The organism is Rhodoferax sp. GT1R46, assembly GCF_056521285.1.
This window is the reverse complement of record NZ_JBWMBC010000007.1, coordinates 26,628-45,848: the sequence shown is the minus strand read 5'-3', so window position 1 is coordinate 45,848 and position 19,221 is coordinate 26,628. Positions and strand designations below refer to the sequence as shown.

The window sequence follows — 19,221 nt, the reverse complement described above, 5'->3', positions numbered from 1 at the left end:
TTGATTTTTATTTCGTCTATTTGTATAATTTTGCATGCTCAACCGGCAACTTTCTCCCACCCTTGAACGCTTGGCCCGGTCTTTTCCGGTCATCGCCATCACGGGGCCGCGCCAGTCCGGCAAGACCACGTTGGCACGCGCCCTGTTTGCCGACAAGCCCTATGTCAGCCTGGAAGACCCGATCGAGCGGGCCTTTGCCGAAGAAGACCCACGCGGTTTTCTGGCCCGCTTTGCGCAGGGCGCGGTGTTTGATGAAGCCCAGCGCTGGCCGGATTTGTTCTCGCATCTGCAGGGCATGGTCGACGAGGACCGCACGCCTGGACGGTTTGTACTCACAGGCTCCCAGCAATTTGGCTTGCTGGCGGGCGTATCGCAATCGTTGGCCGGACGCGTCGGCATGACGCGCCTGCTACCCCTGGCGGCGCCCGAACTGGCGGGCGTGGCCGATGGCACGCTGGCGTTGGACGCCTTGTTCTGGCGCGGCGGCTACCCGGCACTGCATACCCAAAACGTTGAGCCGCTCGACTGGTTCGCCAGCTACGTCGCCACCTATCTGGAACGCGACGTGCGACAGGTGCTGAATGTGCAGGATCTGGGCGCATTTCAGCGCTTTTTGCGCCTGTGCGCGGGCCGAACCGGGCAGTTGCTCAACCTGAGCGCGCTAGCGGGCGAGGCCGGCGTTACGCACACCACGGCACGCGCCTGGTTGTCGGTGCTGGAAAGCAGCGACGTGGTCTTTCTGCTGCAACCGTATCACCGCAACTTCGGCAAACGGCTGGTCAAAACCCCCAAGCTCTACTTTGTCGACACCGGCCTGGCCTGCTGGCTGCTGGGCATTCGCGCAGCAGAGATGCTGCCGCTGCACCCCATGCGGGGCGCGTTGTTTGAAAACTGGGTGGTCATGGAACACCTCAAGCAGCGCTACAACCAGGGGCAGCCGGCCGATCTGCATTTCTGGCGGGACAACAATGGCGTCGAGGCCGATCTGCTCTTTGAGACCCCTTCCGGACAGATCCAGACCATTGAAATCAAGTCTGGGCAAACGCCCACCAGTGATTACATCCGTGCGGGCCAGAAATCGGCCCGCTTCGTCACCGAAGCAACCGCCACGCCACGCTTGATTTACGGCGGCGATGCCTCTTTTCAGCGGAGCGGCGTGGACGTGCTGAGTTGGCGCACACTTGGCGCAACGACTCCGCCTCAACAAAAAAATAACCATGGCCCTTAAATCCACCATCTTCAAAGCCAGTCTGCAAATTGCGGACATTGACCACAGCTACTACGCCGACCACACGCTCACCCTGGCCCGCCACCCCAGCGAGACCGATGAGCGCATGATGATTCGGCTGGCTGCGCTCGCCCTGCATGCCTACACCTTGCAGGAGATCTGCAACGGCGACGGCACGCTGGCGTTCGGCGCGGGCTTGTCAGACCCGGACAATCCGGATGTTTCGCTGACCGATTTCACGGGACAGAAGCGGCTGTGGATTGAAGTGGGCCAGCCCGAAGACAAGCCGCTGGCCAAAGCCTGCAACAAAGCCGATCAGGTGCTGGTGTACTGCTTTCACCATGCCGCGGAGGTCTGGTGGAAGGGCATCGAAAACAAGCTGACCCGGCTGGACCGGCTGCAGGTCTGGCGGGTGCCCACGGAAGCCTCACAGGCGCTGGCCAAACTGGCGCAGCGCAATATGCAGTTGCAGGCCACGATTCAGGAAGGCACGCTCACATTGGGCGACGCAAAAACCACAGTGGACATCGAGCCCGTTCGCTGGAAATAATGATCATTTAGGGCTCTAGCCCCCGTATCCATTGCGCAAACAGCTATCAATTTTATAGCGCTCTAGATGGCGGTCTGGTGCGACCCTCGGCAGCCCGCTCGGCATATTTATTGAACCGCCAAGCAGTGCCTTCGACGGTGATGCGGTGCCAGGTCGCGCGCTTCTCAATCGGGTCCATTTCCAGCCAGCGCTGCACCTCGGCAAACGAGCGGCCGCAGCCCTTGCACTCTTCATCACCCTGACTGGTCGAGCAAATGGCGATGCACGGGGTATCGGGCGTTGAGCCATACCACTCCATCCACGCTGCAAGCGCCTGGGCGGGCATAGAGGCAGCGTCGGTTTCGGTCTCGCGCCGGTACACCAGCAAGGCGTACACCTCTGCGAGCGCGCGGGTGGGCGCAGGCAGAACCACACCGTCCGGCGAAGGCTCACGGGCACGCCAGTAGTTGATGGCTGCCTCAATATCGGTGATGTGGATGCTGGACAAGAAATATGCCGCGAGATGGGGAGGCGCATCTTATACCGGTTGGCACCGCTTCCCCAAAGCCCCAAACCGGCAGGGGGCATGCAGCGGGCTGTTCCAATGGTTCCATTAACCCACGGAAACCCGCACATGGAATTCTTATCTGCCCCCTGGTGGTCGGCGCTGCTGGCCATCGTCATCATTGACCTGGTGCTCGCAGGCGACAACGCGATCGTCATCGCCCTGGCCGCGCGCAACCTGCCTGGCCCCCTCAAGAAAAAGGCCATCCTCTGGGGAACGGTCGGCGCCATCGCCGTGCGCTCGGTCATGACGCTGGGCGTCGTCTGGCTGCTCAAGATTCCCGGACTGATGCTGGTGGGAGGGCTGGGACTGGTGTGGATTGCCTACAAGCTGCTCGCGGATGAGGCCGGCGGCGAGCACGATGGCCCGGTCACCACCACGTTTTGGGGTGCCATGAAAACCATCGTTGTGGCCGATGCCCTCATGGGCGTGGACAACGTGCTGGGCGTGGCAGGGGCGGCGCATGGCGCCTTTGACCTGGTGATCATCGGTCTGTTGATCAGCGTACCGATTGTGGTGTACGGCAGTTCGGTGGTGCTGAAACTGGTGGAGCGCTTCCCGGCGATCATCCAGCTGGGCGCTGCCGTACTGGCCCTGACGGCGGCCAAGATGATGGTCAACGAGCCACTGCTGGATGCCGTGTTTGACGGTTCGGGCATCCCGCAAACCGCCGCCCGCTGGGGTTTGTATGCGGTGACCATTGCGGGCGTGCTGGGCGCCGGGTGGTGGTCGCAACGGCGGCTACGCCTGCAACTCGCCACCCAGTAAGCGCTGCGGTGCTATTCTTGGGCCATGAAACTCATTGCCAAATGGCTGCTCAGCGCAGCCGCCCTGCTTGCCGTGGCCTATTTGTACAGCGGTGTCGAAATCAAAAGCTATTCCGCTGCGTTGATTGCGGCTTTGGTCATCGGCTTGTTCAATACGATCCTGCGGCCGATTCTGGTGGTGTTGACGCTACCGGTGACGGTGCTGACCCTGGGTCTGTTCCTCTTCATCATCAACGCCCTGATGTTCTGGTCAGCCGCCGGCATTCTGGATGGCTTCTTTGTACGGGGCTTTGGCGCCGCACTGATCGGCTCGCTGATTTATTCGGTGCTGGGCATCGTGATTGACTCAGCGCTCCAGCGCCTGTTCCCGAACCAGTAATTCCATCTGCCGCGCGCGGGTGTCCACGATGGATGCCTCAATGTGGTCCAGCCCGACGCCCCCTTTGCGAGCCCAGTCCTGGGCGGTTTTGAAGCGGGTGAGCGCAGCGGGGTAATCCAGTTGCGCCACATCCACCTCCGCCAGCGCCCGGATCGAACTCAGGGTGCGACCTTGTGCCGCGTAGGCGCTGGAAAGCAGTTGCCAGGCCTGTGCATCACGCGGGTGGCCTGCCACCCAGGTCTGCAGATTTTGCGTCGAGCTGGCCAGTGCCTCGCCCCGGGTTGACGCCTGCGCGGCCAAAAACAGCTCGGCCCGGCTCGGGGACGCAGGCTTGCCATCCGGGTTCTGCACGAGCGCAAGCGCGCGCCCACTGTCACCCTGCGCCAGCCACAACTCGGCACCCAACAAGCGGGCCAAGCGGGTGGCGGCTGCATCAACGCGCGTCGCGTCACGCAGCCGGGTCCACGCGGTCTGCGCATCGGCAAAGTCACGCAGCTTGATGGCAGCCAGCGTCGCGCCATACAGGGCACCCACCTGCTGAGCCGGGGACAAACGCGCCAATTGCGCCGCATCGGCCTCTACCGCCCAGACGCGCAAGGCGTCCACTGCGGAATTGGACAGCACCCGCGCGCGGGCTGCAATCATGGCCTGATCCAGTTCCTGCACGCCCACGGGTCGCTTGGCGCCAGACGCGGGCGATGGAATGCGGGCCTGCATGTCGGCCATGCGTTCGGTGCTGAGCGGGTGGCTGCGCAAATAGGGGAAGTTGCCCGTATCGTTCAGGCGGGAAGCCTGCTGCAGCTTCTCGAACATCGACACAAAACCCTCGGGCGCGAAGCCCGCTTGGGTGGACACACCGAAGCCCACGCGGTCGGCCTCGCGCTCCATGTCGCGCGAAAAATTGAGCTGCGTCTGGGCCGCCACCGCCTGCCCACCCACGATCATGGCATTGGCAGCGCCGGGCGATTTGCTGGCGGCCAGCGCGCCCAGAATCATCGCCCCCAGCACCCACGGAGCCATTCCGCTTTGGCGCGTCATCATGCGGGAAATGTGCCGCTGCGTCACATGGCTCAGCTCGTGCGCCAGCACGGAAGCCAGCTCATCGCGACTGGTCACCACCGCCACCAGCCCCAGATGCAGGCCCAGGTAGCCGCCCGGCAGGGCAAAGGCGTTGACGGTACGGTCTCGTCCCAGCAAGATCTCCCAAGCGTAGTTTTCATCCAGCTCAGGCGGCAGCTCGCCCCGAAGCCGCGCGGCCGCCAGCAGGGGCTGCCAAATGCCCTGCACGTATTCCATGACCACCGGGTCATCCACGTAATCCGGGTCGCGGTACAGTTCCCGGGCAATGCGGTCACCCAAGCGGCGCTCGGCACTGGCCGCCATGTCGCTGCCATCGCCCAAGTTCGGCAGGGCCGCGCTGGTAGCGCCCACGCCGGGCTGCGGGGTTTGCGCCCAGCCCGCAGGCATCGCGCAGGATGCTATGAAAATAATAGCTGCTTGCGCAATGGCCACGGGGGCTAGAGCACGATTTTGCTTAAAAAACTTCAAAATGAGTCCAAGGGCATGCTGGCCACAACTTGCGCCGTCACAGGGTCCAGAAACACGGTCCAGAACGACTCGCGGCCCACCATAGGCAGATAGACCATCGATTGCGGGTTGCGTCCAGTGCTCGCAAGAACGCTGTCAATATTTGCGATTTGGCTAGGAAACCGATTCTTGAGCGCCGATAGCGGCTGGGCAGCCAGAAGGACCTCGTGCACACCAATGGCATAGGGCTGCCAGAGATCGGGGCGGGCCGAGAGTGAAACACCAGCCAATGCCGCCAGGGTCATCTCCATTTTCTCCTTGTCGTTGTGGAACGGTCGCAGCGACAAAAGCGTGGGCCCGGTAAGGGGCAAAGCATCCACACCGGGAGGCGTCTTGTCCAACAACTCCAGCGGCACATCAATGGCGTGCACTACGCGAAAACGGTCGTACTCAAACACCATGTGCACGGGACGCGCCACGCTGACGGTCCACAACCCATAGCCCAGCGCCGCCAACTGGATCAGCGCTACCATGACCAGATCGCGCAGCAGCTCAGCCCGGGGCTTGGCGCGGTTGAACACCGCCAAAGTAATCAGAGGCCCCAAAATTACGTCGACAGTCACCACCAGCAGAAACAATTCGCGCCCACCGGATATTTCGCGATAAGGGTACGGGTACCAAATACCAAACACCAGTAACGCAGCCAATGCAGCGATAACAAGACTCAGGCCCAAGTGGATGGCACTGGCTTTGAAGCGATCGCGCCAGAAGGCAGGTGGATTCAGAATGGCACTTGAAGTCATATTCATATGATGCGGCAGCTTGAGTTTGGTTTCCGGAAATCAGCAAGGCGTTAGGTGAAGGTCAGGTAAAGTCTGAGCATGCAAATTCTTACCCATTTTGACGCTCAGGGCCAAGCCCACATGGTAGACGTGGCCGCCAAGCCCGCTACCCACCGCATTGCAGTGGCCAGCGGTCGCATTGAGATGCTGCCTGCCACCCTGGCCATGATCGAGTCCGGCAACGCCAAAAAGGGCGACGTACTGGGTATTGCACGCATTGCGGGCATTCAGGGCGCCAAGAAAACTAGCGACCTGATTCCCCTGTGTCACCCCATTGCACTGACGCGCGTGGCGATGACCTTTGACGCAGTGCCTGCCACCGGTACGCAGCCCGCGCATGTCGCGTGCTCTGCCACCGCAGAAACGGTTGGGCCGACTGGAGTGGAGATGGAAGCCCTGACCGCCGTGCAGGTGGCCCTGCTCACCATTTACGACATGTGCAAAGCCGTGGACCGTGGCATGACGATCAATGACGTCAAACTGCTGGAGAAGCACGGTGGCAAGTCTGGCAGCTTTGTGGCGTAGGCGTAGCGACTGGTCGTCAGTGGTAATCGTCTTCCCGTTGATGCCGCACAGCAACGATAGTGATCGTTTCCCCATTTTCAATCTCATAGAGCGCCACATAACCGCTACGGCGAAACGTGATAATGAGCTCACGCAAGAAGGGGCTTTGGCCCGCCTTGCGATAGATGAAAGGCGAGCGACACAAATGGGTTTCTATCTCATTGACAAGGGTGTCTAGCGTTTGTTGCGCTGCGTCCAAGTCTTCGATGGTTTGGGCACGCTCCAGCAAGAAATCGAAAAGGCGAGAAAGATCGCCTTTGGCTGTTTCGGTGTAGCGGACCGCAAACGTTGTCATTCACCAAGTACCTGGCTCCGCCTGGCCGTAAGTCGCCGTTGAAGCTCGCCGTGCACGGCACTTACGGAATGGTAAACCCCGGTTGCCCTTGCGTCTTCAGCAGAGCGGATGCCACGCGCAACAAACTCATCCTGCTGCCTTCTGCGCTGAATCGTTTCAACCACAGCCAACTCAATCAGACTGGTAAGCGTTTCACCTTGGCGAAGTACGCTTTCAGCACTGGCGCGCAACCCGGGCTCGACGCGAAGTGAAGGCAGTGTGGCAGTTTTCATAAGGAAGGCTACTTGCGTTGCATTTGAGATGCAATGAGTGTACCGCTATTTTTTTGACCAGCGTGCATGCGCCTCGGGAAAGGCAGCCTTGAAGCGCTGCAGGTAAAACAGGGCCTCTTCGTCGCGCCCGAGCATCACCGCGCTTTCAATCAATTTTTCAACCACACGGGCTTCGGGAGAAAAGTGCAATAGCTGTTTAGCCATGGCGTTGATCTGCGCTGCGTTTTCGGGAGTCAGCGTGATGGTAGTCAACTCCGCAAACTGCACCTGATTCTGAAACAGCCACGAGCCCCGGATTTTGTTCAGCGTGTTTTCACGATAGGGCTCGGCTCGCATGGTGGGTATCAAGTAAATCTGACTAGTGCGCCAGTAGTCCCATCCGGCATAAGCGATAACCGCTATAAATAACGTAGCTATCCACGCAGAGTGGACGGGGGCTAGAGGGCTAAAAGGCTTACGCAATAGTAACCAGACACACAAACCCGCCGCGATCTGAAACGGCCCGTACCACAGCGGATACTCCAGCATGCTGTGCAGCAAAATCACCGCCAAAACGCCCCATGCCAACTGGCGCGTGGCGTCCGTCTCGCGCCACGGCTTGGCACGCCAGGTGAGCCACAGCCCCAGTCCACACACCACAAGCGCCACCGGCACGCCCAACTCCACCGCCAGATGCAGCGGCAGGTTGTGGGCGTTGTCCAAGATCTCGCAAAAGCGCTCGCCAGGGTAGAGCGTGATGAAGTGGGCGTAATCCAGTTCACCCCAACCCCAGCCGAACCAAGGCTTTTGTGCAATCAGGTGCAGGACGTTGGACCACAACACCCGGCGACTGCTGCAGCCAGCCTCTTCCTTGAAGCGCCCTAGCAGACCGCCGCTTTGCACACCCGCAACAACCTCCAGTAGCCAAGGCAGCGTCAGCGCCGCGACAACATAGGCAGCCAGCGCGAACGCACTTACCGCAACCACCCGCCATTGGCTGCGAGGGGCCCACATGAGGGTGAGCCCGAGCACCAGAACCCATTGCAACAAGCCCGTGCGTGAGCCACTTGCGGCGTTGCCCAGCGCCAGCAACAGCGCGCCAACATCCGTGTAGAACATGGTCCGGCGATCAGTCTGCGGGTTCTTCCCTTGGAAGGTTGGCTGTTGCGCCACCTGCCAGAGTAAGGCCAGCAGTCCGATGCTGGTGAGCGTGGCGAACTGGTTGCGTTGGCGCAGATTGGCGAATGCTTCGCCTAGGGCGGTTGAATGCACCCAGGGGCTCAGGTTCTGCGTTTGGCCGAAGTACTGCAGCAGGCCAATGAATGCGCTCATGAGTGCGGCCAGGAGCCAGGCCTGCGTCACGGATTGCGGGGTGAGTTGCGATCTGAATAGCCATGCCACGACGGCACCAAAGGCCGCAACCAGCCATGGAATGACTGATGGAGTGGGCCCACTGGAAAAAGGGACCAGCCAGATGACTATCAAGACTATCGATATCAGTGCTCGAAAAACGGCAGCACCCCTAAGCTTCATGGCAGCGTCAACTGGCCCAGTTGGGGGAACTTGCTTTCTGCCAGCTCTTTCCAGTTGGCCTTGATGCCTTCATACGTTTTCTCACCATGCATGGCGCGCATAACCTTCAGTTGCCGGATGGCTTCTTCCGGGTTGTCATTCAGGGCAAGAGAGAGGGCATAACGCTTTTGTGTCGCGGGCCATGGGTACCGCATGGCGACTTTTCGAACCAATTCGACTTGGTCCAGTGCCATCTTCGGCGCCGGCTCGATCCGTGCCGCTTCCAACAATGCCTCAAGCTGAGTCAGCATATAGATTCGTGGACGCTCGTAATCGCCAGAAGTCTGCCCAATGCGCAGAAATTCGAACCGGGCAACGCGAAAATCTTCTTCAATGGAAATGTACTCAACGACACTCCAGGCCATAGCGGTGCTGACTAACACCCAGCCCGCGGCAGCGCTCCACCAAGGGATGCGCACAACACTGTTTGGCGCCAGCCGCGCCTCTAAAACACCGAGTAAAAACATGACGGGGAATAACAGATATGCATAAGCGAATGGAAACTCCAACATCGAATGCACCCCGAATGGCAATGCGATAGCAAGACAATACCAACTAACAAGATCATTCGCGGCACGGACACGACGCCAGAGCCAAGCGACCACCGCGCCCACAAGCAAGAAGGTCAGGGGCAGTCCCATTCCAACCGCCATATCCAGAACGATGTTGTGAGCATAGGTGAAAGGCTCGCTCTCGATGTACGCATGAAGCACTGCATTGTGCGCCGTGGAAACCTCACCGAAACCCCAACCAAACCAGGGCCGCTGCAGAACGGCAACCCAAAGCTGCGGCCAGACAACCAGACGGGTACCAGCGCTGGTGTTAACTTGGGCCGCAACTGCATCAGACCAGCCCCCGTCCTGTATGAAGTTGAAAAACGTCGGCCAAAACCAAAAGCAACAAGCAAAGTAGACCAGCCACAAAACGACTGCACGGCTCGACAAGGCAAACCCGATTCGACGACGCTTTAAGAACCACCACGCTGCCATTAACGACAAACCCAACGCACCAGTGCGCGACTCAGTCAAAGCGAGACCGATGAGCAACACGGCAGCGACAGGCAATGCTGTGAATGTCCGCAGCCAACGGGATTCAAATAGATAGACGATGCTGGCGATGGAGAACAAGATCAATGTGGCCAGTTGGTTGGGCTGCCCGAGGTTGCCCCCTGGTCTGCGCAAAACGGGCATACGCACGACCCACATTACGTTCTCCCAGACATCCAGCACTTGCCCCAATGCCACCACGATGGAACACAACCCTCCGAGCAGCAATAGCATGGAAAAACCAAGAGACAGGGATTGGAACGGCGTCTGCAGAGGGGCGTCGTTTATACGTTCGCATCCGAACAAATATCCAAATGCAAGTGCAAATGCGCACGTCGCCAAATAGAAAACTAGAACCCAAGCATCCCCAGAAAACACAATGTTTCCGGCTATCGCCTGTATGACTACAACCACACACAATACCGCCAAGGGCCACATCAACTTTGGCAAGGCAACGGGGCGCCTTAGCTTATCGTGGTGGCGTACCAGTAAGCAGCCAAAGGCCCACAGCACCGCCGCAAATGCTCCAATTTCGTTATGCCAACTGATCCAGGGCGGAAAATGATCAGCCGTGAGCCATGCGAGGCTTAAAAGAAATGCTGAAACGAAAAGAACCATATTGCGCCAGTGGGAAATAACAAAGGGCTCCGAAGAGCCCTTTAAATATTGGCTGGCTTCAATTAGGCCAACCCCATCTCAAACGAATCCAATAAGCGGATTAATTCGCAGCCCAAGTTGCGCCCAAAGGGACAATCGTCGCACGGCAGGAACCAGGCAAATACTTGGCGGGCATCGCTCCAGTTGGACCACAATCCCAACCAGAAACTGATGTTCCTGCAGCGTTGATCGTCGGAGTCATAGACACATAAGAAGCGGCTGGGATGTTGGGCGTAAGTCCTTTCACTGTCACACGAATGTCGCCCTTCTCTGTAGTTTCAATTTGGGAAACATACTTTGTAGGACCAGAACTCGCACCCGTTGCAAACTCACAACCCCACTTACCACCAGCGGGCAACGAAGCAACGTTCGTGCTCTGATATACCTCGGTGATGCTCGTACGGCACGCTGAAGCAGCAAGAATCACTTCAGAAACCTTCGCACGCACGGTGTAGTCCTGGTAAGCAGGCAACGCCACCGCAGCCAAAATACCAATAATCGCCACAACGATCATCAATTCGATCAGGGTAAAACCCTTTTGCATAGAACGCTTCATTAAAAGCTCCTTGGTTGAATAAAAACAAAAGACCTTTTAGCTTTGCAGAATGCGTGCCAGGTTCTAAAGCCCGGAAAATGCCGCTAAACAGAGCCCTTTTCAATAAAAAGCGACCATACGTGGCACCCGCAGCGACATTTTTTGCTACAGGCCGCCCAACACGACATTTTTGTCACTTACCGTCCATCACTTGATACACACCGACCGGACCATCTTCAAGTCAGTCATACCCATCATGACTTTCTCCATGCCGTCCATCTTCAGGGTCCGCATGCCACCCTCCACCGCCATGGCGAACAGCTCGGCAACCCGGGCACGTTCCTGAATAAGCTTTTTGACGTCGTCGTCCGCCACCAGCAGTTCGTGCAGACCAATACGGCCTTTGTAGCCGGTCTTGTTGCACTTGTCGCAGCCAACGGCTTTGTAAAGCTTGATCTGGCCGTCTCACATCAACTTTGGCAAGGCAACGGGGCGCCTTAGCTTATCGTGGTGGCGTACCAGTAAGCAGCCAAAGGCCCACAGCACCGCCGCAAATGCTCCAATTTCGTTATGCCAACTGATCCAGGGCGGAAAATGATCAGCCGTGAGCCATGCGAGGCTTAAAAGAAATGCTGAAACGAAAAGAACCATATTGCGTCAGTGGGAAATAACAAAGGGCTCCGAAGAGCCCTTTAAATATTGGCTGGCTTCAATTAGGCCAACCCCATCTCAAACGAATCCAATAAGCGGATTAATTCGCAGCCCAAGTTGCGCCCAAAGCGACAATCGTCGCACGGCAGGAACCAGGCAAATACTTGGCGGGCATCGCTCCAGTTGGACCACAATCCCAACCAGAAACTGATGTTCCTGCAGCGTTGATCGTCGGAGTCATAGACACATAAGAAGCGGCTGGGATGTTGGGCGTAAGTCCTTGCACTGTCACCCGAATGTCGCCCTTCTCTGTAGTTTCAATTTGGGAAACATACTTTGTAGGACCAGAACTCGCACCCGTTGCAAACTCACAACCCCACTTACCACCAGCGGGCAACGAAGCAACGTTCGTGCTCTGATATACCTCGGTGATGCTCGTACGGCACGCTGAAGCAGCAAGAATCACTTCAGAAACCTTCGCACGCACGGTGTAGTCCTGGTAAGCAGGCAACGCCACCGCAGCCAAAATACCAATAATCGCCACAACGATCATCAATTCGATCAGGGTAAAACCCTTTTGCATAGAACGCTTCATTAAAAGCTCCTTGGTTGAATAAAAACAAAAGACCTTTTAGCTTTGCAGAATGCGTGCCAGGTTCTAAAGCCCGGAAAATGCCGCTAAACAGAGCCCTTTTCAATAAAAAGCGACCATGCGTGGCGCCCGTAGCGACATTTTTTGCTACAGGCCGCCCAACACGACATTTTTGTCACTTACCGTCCATCACTTGATACACACCGACCGGACCATCTTCAAGTCAGTCATACCCATCATGACTTTCTCCATGCCGTCCATCTTCAGGGTCCGCATGCCACCCTCCACCGCCATGGCGAACAGCTCGGCAACCCGGGCACGTTCCTGAATAAGCTTTTTGACGTCGTCGTCCGCCACCAGCAGTTCGTGCAGACCAATACGGCCTTTGTAGCCGGTCTTGTTGCACTTGTCGCAGCCAACGGCTTTGTAAAGCTTGATCTGGCCGTCAACTCCATAGATCTGGCGCCAGCTCTCAAGCAGTTTTTTGCTCTCGCCTGCGTGGTCTTCCTTCCAGGCTTTGGAGTGGCGCAGCTCTTCGGCGTATTCCGCCAGAAACAGGCGCAACTCTTCGGCATCGGGCTCGTACGATGCTTTGCAGTCGCACAGTTTCTTGGCTAGCCGCTGCGCCAAAATGCCCAAGAGCGCATCGGCAAAGTTGAACGGGTCCATGCCCATGTCCATCAACCGGGTGATGGACTCGGGCGCGGAATTGGTGTGCAGCGTGGAAAACACCAGGTGGCCGGTCAACGAGGCCTCGACGCCCATTGAAACCGTCTCCTTGTCGCGCGACTCGCCCACCATGATGATGTCGGGGTCGGCCCGCAGAAACGCACGCATGATGAGCGCAAAGTCGATGCCCGCCTTGCGGTTGATCTGAACCTGGCGCAGGCCTTTTTGGGTGATTTCAACCGGGTCTTCGGCGGTCCAGATCTTGGTGTCCGGCTTGTTGAGAAACTTCAGGATGGAGTGCAGTGTGGTGGTTTTGCCCGAGCCCGTAGGGCCGCACACGTAAAACAGTCCATAGGGTTTGCTGACGGTGGCTTCCAGCCGGGACTTGTTGTGGGCCGTCAAGCCCAGTTTTTCCAGAGGAATCGGTTCGCCAGCGGCCAATATGCGCATGACGACGTCTTCCACTCCGCCAGCAGAGGGAATGGTGGCCACGCGCAGTTCAATATCCAGCGGGCCATACTTCTTGAACTTGATCTTGCCGTCCTGCGGTTTGCGGCGCTCGGAAATGTCCAGGTCGCACATGATCTTGAGACGCGTGACCATGGCCTGGCGAAAGTGCGCTGGCACCTCCACATAGGGCACCAGGCTGCCATCGATGCGAAACCGGATGCCGGTTTTGAACTTGCCCGGCAGGGGTTCGATGTGGATATCGGACACCTTCTGATGGTAGGCGTCGATGATGACCTTGTTGACAAACTTCACCAGTTCGTTGTCGGCCGCAGCAGATTCAAGCGAGTCATCGTTGCTGCCATCGTCGATGGGACCACCATCCATGTCGGCCAAAAGCTGGTCAATGGTGCTGCTGTCGGCAACGGCGCCAAAGAGCTGGGCCAAGGTCTCCACAAATTCGGTTTGCGTGGTCACGCGGTAGGCAAATTTGGAAATGCGCGGAAACACCTGCGGCACGATACGAGAGCCCCGCACGGCCTCGGGATCCATGCACATAATCACCAGCCCTTCAGGCGACTCCTCCAGCGGAATCCAGCCCTGCTCCAAAATGAACTCCCGCTTGAGCGGACCATGCAGCATTTCGGATCGAATGCGTCCCGCATTGAATGGCTCGTACGGCAAATTGAAAAAATTGGCCAATGACGGGCCAATTTGCGCTGGCTTGATTTTGTAGTGACCCGTTAGCAGGCTTTCAACTGATTTGCCTTCGTTGCGGGCATCCAGCACGCACTGGTGCAGCTCGTCATCAGTCAGCAGTCCATCGGCTACCAGCGCGTCGTACTTGGTCGCTTTTTTGCGCGGAGCCGCGTTGGCGTCCTTGGCACGCTGGCGAATAGCTGTTGCAAGTGTCTTGCATAGCTCTGTTACGCCATCTACTTCCAGTTCGCCGAACGGCTCGTCGCTCTTGTTATTGATAACCTGCAGCACACCATGCAGGATGTCACCTTCCAGAATGGGGGCCACCAGCATCTGGCGGGTTCGATAACCCGAACGCTTGTCCACCTCTTTCAGAAACGTCAAGGACGGATGAATCTGCTTCAAGGCTTCGTCGTCGTACACATCGGCCAGATTCAGCGGTGTGCGGCTGAAAGCCACGTAGCCTGCAATACTTTGCGGCGTAATCGGTAATTTGAGGTCGCGACTGCTGTTGAGGCCGGTCTTGATCTTGGAGATGATGGCTGTGTGGTCTTCGTTGACGACATACAGGGTCAAGCGGTCGGCATTGAGCAGCTTGCAAATATCCTGACTGGCCTCGAGCATGATTTGCTCCAGGTTTTCGGTGTCGTGAATCCGTGCCGTGACATGGTGCAGTTGGCGATAGAAAAGCGCCTCAAAAGTCATGCCCCGCTTTTGCGAAGGCAGCTTTTGTGACTCAAAAAAGGCCTGCTCTGAAGATTGCGTGGGAGAACCAGAGGACAAGGTCGCACTCATATTTCAAACTCCTGCCCTGCGCGAAGTCTGCGAATGTCATGGGACACATGAGGCCCAGCCGGATGGGTCTGATCAAACTGTTGTACCTCCGCCATGATCAACTCAGTTTCTGCAGGCTTTGTATGGGTAATGTAGATCGGGTAATTCTTGTTGGGCGCAATGTGGTCCAACTCATCCGCCAGCGCCGTCGGAGACAGATGCAAACTGCGCTGGGCCAGGTCCTTTTCGCGGTTGCTGAACGCGGTCTCAATCACCAGCATGGCAACATTGAGTTGGTTGAGGCGCACCCACAACGCAGGGTTGCGCTCGGTATCTCCTGTGAAGACCCAGCACCCTCTGCCCGCGCTGATAGCAAACCCGGCTGCAGGCACGGTATGCACAGCGGGCAGGACTTCGACCAACTTGTCGTTGAACTGCAGGGTCTGACCAATAGAAATTTCATAGAAACTGATAAATGGTAGCGCTGGGCTTGGTATGCGCGTGAAGTCTGGCCAAATGACATCATTGAATATATGAGTTTTCAGCGCCGCAATGGTTCCGGCCAAGGCATATATCTTCAAGGGCCCTTGCCGTCGCGCGGCAATGGCATCAACCATCAATGGCAAAGCGGCGACATGGTCCAGATGAGAGTGCGTCAGCAATACATGGTCTATGGCACACATTTCGTCCAGAGTCAGATCGCCTACACCGGTTCCGGCGTCCAGCAAAATATCGCCGTCAATCAGGAATGAGGTGGTGCGGCAATCCCTGGCGATGGCGCCTGAGCAGCCCAATACACGAACTTTCACGACGGATGCCTCATTTGGTTTCGAAATTGGTTGCGCCGTCCCACTCAGGATCGAATGGCAGAAGTCGCATTGAGGCTACCCGTTCTCCGTAAAGTTGGTAAAGGTACTTTTTGGCATTCATGCGCATTAAATTGATCAAAAGGACCTCGGCCTGGTCCCATTTCTGTGCCCGGTATGCTTTCAGGAAGGTCGCCCAGGTCTTGAGTTCGTAGGCCATGTCCTTGTCTTGCAATTGGATGGAAGCCACAGGGAAGAATATCGAGACGGCCTGTGCCTTGCCCTTTACCCGGACCCGATCGAGTTCTTGCCACACATAATCTGGCGCCAGTTGGCGTGTGGTTTCATTCACAACGATGTCAACACCATAGATTTTGGACAGCCCCTCAAGCCGGGAGCCCAGATTAACTGCGTCGCCAATGACGGTGTAGCTTCTACGGATATTGGAACCCATATCCCCGACGCACATGGTACCGGTGTTCAAACCAATGCCGATACCAATCTCAGGCAAGCCGCGCGCCAAGTGGTCTTCATTGATGTGGCGAACGGCATCGGCCATCTCCATCGCGGCTCTCACGCCGAGATGGGCATGCTCGAGCGTTTCTACGGGTGCTCCCCAAAACGCCATTACGCAATCGCCCATGTATTTGTCGATAGTGCCCCGGTTGGCACGTATCAGGCTTGTCAAGCGGCTGAAAACCCCCGTCAGCAGCGCTTGCAACTCAATAGGCTCCATGCTTTCTGACATTTTGGTGAACCCACGCATGTCGCAAAACATAACCGTCAATTCCCGGTTGGCGGCCTGCATACTGTACCGATCGGGGTCCTTGACCATCTCATCAACCAACTCTGGGGGCACGTAGGTACCGAACAACTTGGCCAGCTCTCTTTTGGAACGGCTCTCCACAAAGTAGCCATAACTCATATTGAGTGCAAAGGCCGAAAGAACCATCGTAAGCGCAGAGGCCAGCGGCAGCACCAACCCATACGACAGGTACAACCAGAAGTTCAAACCAGCCAACATCGACAATACCGCCGCACTGAGAATCACAGCCCGAAAGGCGGACAAATGGGGCAGCCCGAAGGCCAAGATGAGCCCCGCAATCGTCAGCATCACAACGTCGTACCCCAATGCGTAATCTGGCCTGAGTAGAACCTTGCCATCCAGAAAACCAGAGATCACATTGGCATGCGTTTCTACCCCCGGGTATGCCTCCCCCACTGGTGTGACCCGCAGGTCCCATAAACCGGGGGCGGTGGTACCAACCAGAATAATCTTGCCTTTGAGGCTACCCGGGGGGACCCGCTGAGCCAAAACATCCCCTGCGGAAACATAGCGGAACGATCCTCCAGCAACGCCACCGGGTCCACGAAAGGGGACCAAGGTAGCAACTCTCTCGTCCACTGGCAAAGCCAGAGTCTTGTCACCTTGCTCAAACACCACGCGATCCATGCGCTGACCATTTGGAAACGAAACCCCTTCATTCGAATATCCAGGTCTCAGGCCAGGCGAGCCCACTAGCGCACGGAACATCGCCAGTGCAATGGACTCGTAGTACTGTGACTGATATTCCGCGAGCAAAGGCAAAGACCGCACTACCCCATCGGCGTCAGTGATTGAGTTGAAAAATCCCGCGATGGGCGCCGCCGTAGCGAGTCTTTCGATATTGGATCCATAGCCATTCCAGGAGGTCGCATGGATCGTACGCCCCTGAAGCGCCTCGCGGGAAAGGACGGGGGTAGGCAAGACCCCGCTGATCCGCCCATCCCGATCACTAGTCAAGTAATAGCCCAGCACAACGGGGCGGTTGGCCAGCGCCTTGGAAAAAACGCCGTCATAATCCAACGCTGGCTGCAACTGGCGCAGTCGTTCGGCGAAGCCGGGCTGATCTTTTAGCTCAGTACGCGCCAACTCGTTGAGCCGAGCGAGACCTGAGCTCTCGTCCGCCTCTGCAAACACCACGTCGAACCCCAACACGGCGATTTGGTGCTGGTCAAACAACACATCAACCAATCGTCCCAACTTGTTTCGGCCCCAAGGCCAGCGCCCGAACTCCGCAAGGCTTTTTTCATCGATATCGACAATCACGATTCGATCGTCGATCGTTCTTGGCATGGTGGCCCGCAAACGCGCGTCATAAATGATGTCGTCCAGGCGCTGCAACACTTCAATATGGGCAACACCAGCAACATGAAGCAGTGCGAGGATGACCGGGATCAACGTGACCGCAATGCGTGGCCAATGCTTTGCAATTGCACTCATGTCAAGGAGAACTGACAACCTGTGCCCGGCGGAACGATCCGACGAGACACCAAGCGTCAGATTTGAACAAACTGCATTTGCGTGCCTGCCAATTCGATCAGGTCCCCATTTTTCAGTGAAACCGGATCGGAACGGATCGGAGAGCCGTTCAACGTTGGATTGCCGGCCCCTTCAACATGGTGCACGACAAAGCCCCCCTGCCGCCGGGTAATTGCTGCGACGGCCACTCCAGGCTTGCCAATCGTAGTGACCACTTTGGTCAATGGGACTTCACGACCTGAAGCCGCGCCAGACAACACCTTGATGGCAGCATGGAATGCGCCCAAACCAGTCGAATCGCCCCCTCCACTGGATGCAAACCCGGAAGGGGTCGCTACGGCCGGCGCCGTCAGAGGTTGGGACTTGAAAACCATCGTTTTATCAAAACTGTCGGCCTGACCGTCGCCGACAAACTTGATTTTGTACTTGCCAATCTCGATGGCATCGCCATTTTGCAGCTGCTGCTTCTTGACAGCCTTCCCGTTCACATAGGTGCCGTTGGTGCTGTTAAGGTCTTCCAGAAATACCTCTCCACCCGTCATCTGAAGAACAGCGTGCTCCCCGCTGACAGCGAGGTTGTCAATCACGATATCGTTGTATGGTCTGCGCCCCAAAGTCGTACGGTCCTTCGTCAGCTGTACTTCCTTGATCACGACCTCATCGATCGAAACGATCATTTTCGGCATGATCGACTCCTTTTTCTGTAATTTATTTCTGAAAAACGCATCTGCTACTCACTTACCCAGCAATCTCGCGATTAGACCCCGCTTTTCAGTCGCCTCGCTCACTGCCACCAACAACACCGAAATATTGTCGCGACCACCGTTTGCATTGGCGGCGTCAATCAACTGAGCCGCTTTCTGTTCCAGCCCAGCCTCTGCCGCAACAATTTTCTCTATTACAGAGTCTTCTACCATATCAGACAGGCCGTCTGAACACATCAGATAAATATCGCCACTCTCGACCTGATACTCGTTGACTTCCAGCAACACCAACTCCTCTACTCCGAGTGCGCGCGTCACGAGGTTCCTGATTGAGGATGTCGCTGCTTGTTCGGGCGTGATCAGCCCCGCATCGATTTGCTCCTGAAGCAGCGAGTGGTCTTTCGTAATCTGGTCCAGCAACCCTGCACGCAGGCGATAACAACGGGAGTCGCCTATATGGCCGATTAGCAATTTATCTTCGCGAAAGACACCCACAACCAATGTGGTACCCATGCCGGCGTAGTGCGCATTGGAACTGGCGGAGTTGAATATCGACAAGTTCGCATTGTCCACGCAGATCTCCATTGCGCGGCGAACTTCCCGGGACTTGGCACCAACTCCCGCTTCACTCAACCAGCGGCTGAGCTCCGACTTGATGAAAGCGGTTGCCATACCGCTGGCAATTTCTCCGGCGTTGTATCCGCCCATGCCATCCGCCAACACCGCCGTGCGGGTCGCTTCATCAAACACCACCGAATCTTCATTGTTGTCCCTGGACATACCGGGGTCCGTCTTTGCGCAGAATTGATATATCATTTTT

20 protein-coding genes are annotated in these 19,221 nt (G+C 57.1%); 5 read left to right on the top strand and 15 right to left on the bottom strand.

Translation table 11 applies throughout. The annotated features are described in order from the left end of the window. Positions 1-34 precede the first annotated feature (34 nt). Positions 35-1,228, top strand: a complete 1,194-nt coding sequence (locus tag AC097W_RS15210) for an ATP-binding protein (protein WP_479603466.1) — start codon at positions 35-37, stop codon at positions 1,226-1,228. Further along, positions 1,218-1,778, top strand: coding sequence for a YaeQ family protein (locus tag AC097W_RS15205; RefSeq protein ID WP_479603465.1), 561 nt, complete (start codon positions 1,218-1,220; stop codon positions 1,776-1,778). Before AC097W_RS15210 ends, AC097W_RS15205 begins: the two co-directional genes overlap by 11 nt. Positions 1,779-1,830: 52 nt before the next feature. On the opposite strand, the gene AC097W_RS15200 is transcribed toward AC097W_RS15205, so the two are convergent. Further along, positions 1,831-2,265 carry a DUF3717 domain-containing protein gene (locus AC097W_RS15200; RefSeq protein WP_479603464.1) on the bottom strand — a complete coding sequence of 145 codons (435 nt, stop codon included), beginning with the start codon at positions 2,263-2,265 and terminating at the stop codon, positions 1,831-1,833. 126 nt (positions 2,266-2,391) lie between these two features. Between AC097W_RS15200 and AC097W_RS15195 the strand changes: the two genes are divergently transcribed. Together AC097W_RS15195 and AC097W_RS15190 are read left to right on the top strand one after the other, a co-directional pair. Next, positions 2,392-3,090, top strand: a complete 699-nt coding sequence (locus AC097W_RS15195) for a TerC family protein (RefSeq protein ID WP_479603463.1) — start codon at positions 2,392-2,394, stop codon at positions 3,088-3,090. Between the two features lie 24 nt (positions 3,091-3,114). Continuing rightward, positions 3,115-3,468 (top strand): phage holin family protein, encoded by a 354-nt coding sequence (locus AC097W_RS15190; protein WP_479603462.1) that lies wholly within the window; start codon positions 3,115-3,117, stop codon positions 3,466-3,468. Here AC097W_RS15190 and AC097W_RS15185 read toward each other — a convergent pair. Then, complete coding sequence (locus tag AC097W_RS15185) at positions 3,436-4,935, bottom strand: M48 family metalloprotease (RefSeq protein ID WP_479603649.1); 1,500 nt, start codon at positions 4,933-4,935, stop codon at positions 3,436-3,438. The two genes, AC097W_RS15190 and AC097W_RS15185, sit on opposite strands and share 33 nt — an antisense overlap. A gap of 77 nt (positions 4,936-5,012) precedes the next feature. Then, a complete protein-coding gene (gene tfpZ, locus AC097W_RS15180) occupies positions 5,013-5,804 on the bottom strand; it encodes a TfpX/TfpZ family type IV pilin accessory protein (RefSeq protein WP_479603461.1) in 792 nt (263 codons plus the stop codon). A 72-nt stretch (positions 5,805-5,876) separates the two neighbouring features. Between tfpZ and moaC the strand changes: the two genes are divergently transcribed. Beyond that, the gene (moaC, locus tag AC097W_RS15175) at positions 5,877-6,362 is read left to right on the top strand and encodes a cyclic pyranopterin monophosphate synthase MoaC (protein WP_479603460.1); all 486 of its coding nucleotides are present in this window, start codon (positions 5,877-5,879) and stop codon (positions 6,360-6,362) included. A 16-nt stretch (positions 6,363-6,378) separates the two neighbouring features. On the opposite strand, the gene AC097W_RS15170 is transcribed toward moaC, so the two are convergent. The 12 genes from AC097W_RS15170 to AC097W_RS15115 all read right to left on the bottom strand — a co-directional run bounded on the left by AC097W_RS15170 (position 6,379) and on the right by AC097W_RS15115 (position 19,217). Further along, positions 6,379-6,696, bottom strand: coding sequence for a type II toxin-antitoxin system RelE/ParE family toxin (locus AC097W_RS15170; protein ID WP_479603459.1), 318 nt, complete (start codon positions 6,694-6,696; stop codon positions 6,379-6,381). After that, positions 6,693-6,968: a YlcI/YnfO family protein gene (locus AC097W_RS15165; protein ID WP_479603458.1), complete on the bottom strand. Its 276-nt coding sequence runs from the start codon at positions 6,966-6,968 to the stop codon at positions 6,693-6,695. The genes AC097W_RS15170 and AC097W_RS15165 overlap by 4 nt, the downstream gene beginning before the upstream one ends. Before the next feature lie 45 nt (positions 6,969-7,013). Further along, a complete protein-coding gene (locus tag AC097W_RS15160) occupies positions 7,014-8,348 on the bottom strand; it encodes a Wzy polymerase domain-containing protein (RefSeq protein ID WP_479603457.1) in 1,335 nt (444 codons plus the stop codon). 128 nt (positions 8,349-8,476) lie between these two features. Further along, complete coding sequence (locus AC097W_RS15155) at positions 8,477-10,183, bottom strand: PglL family O-oligosaccharyltransferase (RefSeq protein ID WP_479603456.1); 1,707 nt, start codon at positions 10,181-10,183, stop codon at positions 8,477-8,479. A 100-nt stretch (positions 10,184-10,283) separates the two neighbouring features. Then, positions 10,284-10,778 carry a pilin gene (locus AC097W_RS15150; protein ID WP_479603455.1) on the bottom strand — a complete coding sequence of 165 codons (495 nt, stop codon included), beginning with the start codon at positions 10,776-10,778 and terminating at the stop codon, positions 10,284-10,286. Between the two features lie 186 nt (positions 10,779-10,964). Next, positions 10,965-11,153, bottom strand: coding sequence for a hypothetical protein (locus tag AC097W_RS15145; RefSeq protein WP_479603648.1), 189 nt, complete (start codon positions 11,151-11,153; stop codon positions 10,965-10,967). A gap of 355 nt (positions 11,154-11,508) precedes the next feature. Then, entirely contained in the window at positions 11,509-12,003 is a 495-nt protein-coding gene (locus AC097W_RS15140; protein ID WP_479603454.1) for a pilin, read from the bottom strand. 186 nt (positions 12,004-12,189) lie between these two features. Further along, positions 12,190-14,610, bottom strand: a complete 2,421-nt coding sequence (locus AC097W_RS15135) for an ATPase, T2SS/T4P/T4SS family (protein WP_479603453.1) — start codon at positions 14,608-14,610, stop codon at positions 12,190-12,192. After that, the gene (locus tag AC097W_RS15130) at positions 14,607-15,398 is read right to left on the bottom strand and encodes a 3',5'-cyclic-nucleotide phosphodiesterase (RefSeq protein ID WP_479603452.1); all 792 of its coding nucleotides are present in this window, start codon (positions 15,396-15,398) and stop codon (positions 14,607-14,609) included. The genes AC097W_RS15135 and AC097W_RS15130 overlap by 4 nt, the downstream gene beginning before the upstream one ends. Positions 15,399-15,408: 10 nt before the next feature. Then, positions 15,409-17,658: a CHASE2 domain-containing protein gene (locus AC097W_RS15125; protein WP_479603451.1), complete on the bottom strand. Its 2,250-nt coding sequence runs from the start codon at positions 17,656-17,658 to the stop codon at positions 15,409-15,411. Positions 17,659-17,714: 56 nt separating this feature from the next. Continuing rightward, positions 17,715-18,383 (bottom strand): FHA domain-containing protein, encoded by a 669-nt coding sequence (locus AC097W_RS15120; RefSeq protein WP_479603450.1) that lies wholly within the window; start codon positions 18,381-18,383, stop codon positions 17,715-17,717. A gap of 48 nt (positions 18,384-18,431) precedes the next feature. After that, entirely contained in the window at positions 18,432-19,217 is a 786-nt protein-coding gene (locus AC097W_RS15115; RefSeq protein WP_479603647.1) for a Stp1/IreP family PP2C-type Ser/Thr phosphatase, read from the bottom strand. Positions 19,218-19,221 lie beyond the last annotated feature (4 nt).